Origin of the sequence: Aeromonas sp. HMWF016 (assembly GCF_963878195.1) — a bacterium.
GTDB classification, from domain to species: Bacteria; Pseudomonadota; Gammaproteobacteria; order Enterobacterales; family Aeromonadaceae; genus Aeromonas; species Aeromonas lacus.
On record NZ_CAWNWX010000070.1, the window covers coordinates 1 to 5,458 of the forward strand.

A 5,458-nucleotide genomic window follows, 5' to 3' on the forward strand; every position below is an offset into this window, starting at 1 on the left:
GATGACTGCTCTCATCCTTCCCTTCGAGGGTTGGCGCCACGTTTTTGCAGTGCTCCGTGGCATGGGGGCAGCGCGGATGGAAATGGCAGCCGGCAGGAGGGGTGATGGGGGAGGGGACATCGCCGGTTAGCAGGATGCGCTGGCTGCGCCGACGTGGATCAGGCACCGGAATGGCCGAGATGAGTGCCCGGGTATAGGGGTGGCGGGGCGCCAGATAGAGCGATTGGGCATCCGCCAGTTCGACGATTCGTCCCAGATACATCACTGCAATGCGATCCGAGATGTGTTTCACCACCGACAGGTCGTGGGCGATGAAGATGATGGCGAGCTGCATCTCCCGCTGCAGGGTGAGCAGCAGGTTGATGATTTGCGACTGCACCGAGACATCGAGGGCCGAGACCGCCTCGTCGCATACCAGCAGTTTGGGCTTGAGGGCTATGGCGCGGGCAATGCCAATGCGCTGACGCTGGCCGCCGGAAAACTCGTGGGGATAGCGATCCCGCGCGCTGGTGGGCAGCCCCACCTTGGCCAGCAACTCATCGACCCAGGCACGCCGCTGCTCAGTGTTGCCTTTTCCGTGGATGATAAAGGGCTCCTCCAGAATTTGCCCCACCGTGTGACGGCTGTTGAGGGATTCTGCGGGATCCTGAAACACCATCTGCATCTCCTGACGCAGGGATCGCATCTCGCGAGGGCTGAGGCGGGTGATATCGCGCCCCTCGAAGGTGATGGTGCCGCCGCTCGGCTCGAACAGCTTGAGCAGGGTGCGCCCCAGGGTCGATTTGCCGCAGCCCGATTCGCCCACCAACCCCAGCGTCTCTCCCTGCTTGAGGTCGAAGCTGATGTCATCCACCGCGTGCACCGTGTAGCCCCTGCGCAGCAGGCCGCCGAGGCGAAAGTGCTGGGTCAGCCCCCTTACCGATAACAGCGTGCTCATGGGGTCAGCTCCTTCCAGTGGTGGCAGGCCACGCCGTGGTGCGGGGCCAGCTGTTCGACAGCCGGTACTTCGCGGCTGCAACGGTCGCTGGCGTGGGGGCAGCGGTTGGTGAAGCGGCAGCCGGCCGGCATCTCGTGCAGGGCTGGCACCTGTCCTTTGATGGTGTTAAGCAGTTGCTTGGGCTGGCCATCAAGGCGCGGGATGGCCCCCAGCAGACCGTGGGTGTAGGGGTGGCGCGGGTTGGCAAAGAGGGTGTAAACATCGGCCTGCTCCACCGCCCGTCCGGCGTACATCACCACCACTTCGTCGCACAGCTCCGCCACCACGCCAAGGTCGTGGGTGATAAAGAGGATGGCCATGCCGGTCTCGGCCTGCAGCCCCTTCATCAGGTCGAGGATCTGGGCCTGAATGGTCACATCCAGCGCCGTGGTCGGCTCGTCGCAGATGAGCAGATTGGGCTCGCAGGCGAGTGCCATGGCGATCATCACCCGCTGGCGCATGCCGCCGGAGAGGTTGTGGGGATAGACGGCAAAGCGCCGCTCCGGCTCCGGGATCCCCACCTTCTGCAACATGGCGATGGCGGCCGCCTTGCGCTCGGCCTTGCCGTAGTCGGGGCGGTGCAGGCGGTAGACCTCCATCAGCTGCTCGCCCACCGTCTGCACCGGGTTCAGCGCGGTCATCGGTTCCTGAAAGATCATCGAGATGCGGTTGCCGCGCACCTTGTGCATCTGCTCGGGAGGGAGGGCGAGCAGATCCTCCCCCTCAAAATTGATGGTGCCGGCCACCACCCGACCGTGGGGACGGGGCAGCAGCCCCATGATGGCGAGCGCGGTGACGCTCTTGCCGCAGCCCGATTCGCCGACCAGACCGAGCGTCTGTCCCGGAGCAACGCTGAAGCTGACGCCGTCGAGCACCTTGAGCTCGTCCCCGTCGACGGTAAAGGTGACCTCGAGGTCGCGTACGGTGAGCATGGGGGAGGACATGGTGAAGCTCCTACTGATAACGGGTGAAGGGGCGCGGATCGAATGCCTCGCGGATGGCCTCGCCGATGAAGGAGACCATGATCAGCACCAGACTTACCGCCGCCACCACCGAGCTGACGATCCAGATGGCGTCGAGGTTGTTGATCCCCTGCGAGAGCAGCTCCCCCCAGCTCGGGGTCGGCGGTGCAAGGCCAAAACCCAGATAGTCGAGGGCGGTCAGGGTGGAGATGTTGCCCACCACCGAGAAGGGGGCCAGGGTAACGATCATCATCAGGGTATTGGGCAGAATGTGGTGGAAGATGATGCGTCCGTTGCTTGCCCCCTGCGCCCGCGCCGCCATCACATAGTCCCGCGCCCGCTCCTTGTAGGTGAGGGTGCGCATGTACCAGGTGATCCCCATCCAGCCAAACAGCACGTTGATGGCGACAAAGAGGCTGAAGTTGGGCTTGGTGAGCGACACCAGGATCATGATGACGTAGAGAAACGGCACCTGTGACCAGATCTCGATAAAGCGCTGCAGAATGAGGTCGAAGCGGCCGCCGAGAAAACCCATCAGACAGCCGATGGTGACGCCGATGGCGTAGCTGGCCACCAGCGCGATAAAGGCGAAACCGATGGCGATGCGAAAGCCGTAGACCAGCCGTGCCAGCACGTCGCGCCCGCCGGTATCTGTGCCGAAGAAGTGGCGATCGGCGAGGCTGGGGGCATAAGGGGGGTAGGTGTCCTCCTTGAAATCCTGCTCGTAGGGGTTCCATGGCACCGGCGGCAGCAGCACCCAATCCCCCTTCTGCTCATGGGCAAAGCGGCTCTTGAGCTGGCGGTAGTTGGTTTCGTAGTCGTAGTCGAAGCCGAAGTGACGACCGGGGATCACCGCGCTGTAGGTGGGGAAGTAGAGGGTGTCCTGATAGCTCACCACCAGCGCCCGGCTGTTGACCAGGAGCTCCGCCAGCAGGGAGACCAGCACCAGCAGGGTAAACAGGATAAAGGAGTAGTAGCCGCGCTTGATCGACTTGAACCGCTTCAGTTTTTTCAGGGTGACCGGGTTCATGGCTACTCTCCAAACCGCACGCGGGGATCCACGATGGCAACACAGATGTCGGAGACGATATTGCCCACCAGCATCAGCATGGAGGTGATGGCAAGAATGCCCATGACGGTGGGGTAGTCCCGCTCGACGATCGCCTCGTAACCGAGCAGGCCGATGCCGTCGATGTTGAAGATGGTCTCGATAAGAAAGGAGCCGCCGAAGAAGACGGTGAGCACTGAGCCCAGATGGCTGGCGATGGGGATCAGGCTGTTGCGCATGGCGTGGTCGGTGACGGCCCGGCGAAATGGCAGCCCCTTGGCTACCGCGGTACGCACGTAATCGGCTGAGAGGTTCTCCATCAGGCTGTTCTTCATGGTCATGGTGAGGATGGCGAAATCACCGATGGCGTAGGCGATGAGCGGCAGCAGGGCGTGGGCGAACAGAGTACGGATCTGCTCCCAGCTGCTGGTCATCGAGTCGTACTCGTCCCCCGGGAAGCTCCCCATGGGCAGCCACTCCAGATGAAACGCAAAGACGGTGATGAGAAAGATCCCCACCACATAGGCAGGCAGGGCATAGGCCATGTAGATAAGCATGGAGCTGAGCGAATCGAAGCGGCTGTTGTGTTTGAGCGCCTTGGCTACCCCGAGCGGGATGGAGACGGCGTAGCTCAGCACGAACGTGGCCACGCCGAAGAAGGCGGTGACCGGCAGCCGCTCCTTGATGAGATCCCACACCGGCTCGTAGTAGCGGGTCGAATCGCCGAGATCGAGCACCGCCAGCTTCTGTAGCCACTCCCAGTAGGCGACCAGCATCGGCTTGTCGAGGCCGTAGAAGGCCTTGAGCTCCTCGATCTGCTCGTCGGAGAGGGCCTGCGCCCCCTTGCTGCCGCCGGAGCGGCCCCCCTCATGCTGCGACACCTGTGCCTGCATCAGCATCCGCTCCACCGGCCCGCCCGGTACGAAGCGGGTGACGGTAAAGACCAGCAGGGTGATGCCAAGAAAGGTCGGAATGATGAGCAGCGTGCGGCGCAGCAGATACGACAACATGGCGAAACCTCGTCCTTGGTGGTTGCTGGCGGCCCCTCATCTCCCTGATTGGCCGCAATGCTTCATTGGTAAACATAAACCCGAGCCAGATCAATCAAATAATCGCGTCGGGCGGCGCTATGGCACCGCTTTGCGCCATTTTGTCGGCCCCGGTGCAAATGAGATTGTATCTGCTAGTGAGACAAACGTTTTGATATCAGTTTCATGAGCGAAACAATTGGCTTGTGCCTCCCCTGTTTGCGGGGTGGCCTGGCGCTTTCTGCCTGCCCTCCCGATCCTGTTCATCCGCCGTTTGGCTGCGCTGTGTCACAGTGGCTTTTGCCAGCTTGAGCGCGATTGCCGCACAAAAGACGCTTTTTAACAACAAAAGCGGGACAACAAAGTTGAAATTTTGGCCGACTCGGGAAAGAATGCGCGCTCGGTTATTGGCGCCGTGGTGCAGGTTTACCCGCCACCGGCAGACCGAGGATGAGACGGCCTCCGGCCCATTTGGTACAGGAAACCACACAGGAATTTTATGAATCCCCTTCGCACTGCCGCTTCGGCGCTTTTTTGCACACTTGCCCTGGTCAGCCAGCAGGCCGCTGCCGTTGAATACACTCTGCCTGCGGCCAACAGCCGCCTGATCGGCGAGAACCAGGAATACGTGGTGCCCGCGGACAACCGTCCGCTGGAGCAGATCGCCGCTGACTTCCAGCTGGGTCTCACCAACATCATGGAAGCCAACCCGGGCGTTGATCCCTATCTGCCGAAGGCGGGTAGCACCCTGATCATTCCCCATCAGCTGATCCTGCCCAACGCCCCCCGCGAAGGGATCGTCATCAACGTCGCCGAGATGCGCCTCTACTACTACCCGAAAGGCAAGAACGTGGTGGAAGTGCTGCCCATCGGCATCGGCCAGCTGGGGGTCAACACCCCGGAGAACTGGATCACCAAGGTAGAGCGCAAGCGTGCCAACCCGACCTGGACCCCGACCGAGAACATCCGTCGCCGTTATGCCGCCCAAGGCGTTACCCTGCCTGCGGTATGGCCGGCTGGCCCGGATAACCCCATGGGTCTGCACGCTCTCTACATCGGCAACCTCTATGCCATCCACGGTACCAACGCCAGCTTCGGCATCGGTCTGCGGGTGAGCAGCGGCTGCGTGCGTCTGCGCGCCGACGACATCAAATATCTGTTCGACAACGTGCCGGTCGGCACCCGCGTCCAGTTCGTCAACCAGCCGGTCAAGACCTCGGTCGAGCCGGATGGCGGTCGCTACATGGAAGTGCACGAGCCGCTGTCGCGCAACGAGGAGGAGTTCAACTCCACCGCCTCCGTACCGCTCCCGATGACCCCGGCCATCACCCGCTTCATCGCCCACGCCGAGTCTGACTCCAACGTGGTCAAGCAGGTGCTGGAGCAGCGTACCGGCCTGCCGACCCGCCTCAATCCCTGATTGAACGCTCTGCCAGCGCAGAGG

5 protein-coding genes are annotated in these 5,458 nt (G+C 62.3%); 1 reads left to right on the forward strand and 4 read right to left on the reverse strand.

Annotation, left to right across the window (positions count from 1 at the left end):
* From AACS24_RS10285 to AACS24_RS10300, 4 genes are all read right to left on the reverse strand, one after another.
* A partial coding sequence (locus AACS24_RS10285; protein WP_108573558.1) for an ABC transporter ATP-binding protein occupies positions 1-937 on the reverse strand: 937 nt, incomplete at its 3' end.
* Complete coding sequence (locus AACS24_RS10290; protein WP_108573560.1) at positions 934-1,920, reverse strand: ABC transporter ATP-binding protein; 987 nt, start codon at positions 1,918-1,920, stop codon at positions 934-936. The genes AACS24_RS10290 and AACS24_RS10285, both read right to left, overlap by 4 nt.
* Positions 1,921-1,930: 10 nt before the next feature.
* Positions 1,931-2,968 carry an ABC transporter permease gene (locus AACS24_RS10295; protein ID WP_108573562.1) on the reverse strand — a complete coding sequence of 346 codons (1,038 nt, stop codon included), beginning with the start codon at positions 2,966-2,968 and terminating at the stop codon, positions 1,931-1,933.
* Positions 2,969-2,970: 2 nt separating this feature from the next.
* A complete protein-coding gene (locus AACS24_RS10300; protein ID WP_108573564.1) occupies positions 2,971-3,996 on the reverse strand; it encodes an ABC transporter permease subunit in 1,026 nt (341 codons plus the stop codon).
* A 517-nt stretch (positions 3,997-4,513) separates the two neighbouring features.
* Between AACS24_RS10300 and AACS24_RS10305 the strand changes: the two genes are divergently transcribed.
* Entirely contained in the window at positions 4,514-5,434 is a 921-nt protein-coding gene (locus AACS24_RS10305) for a L,D-transpeptidase family protein (RefSeq protein ID WP_042031678.1), read from the forward strand.
* The last annotated feature ends 24 nt before the right edge of the window (positions 5,435-5,458 follow it).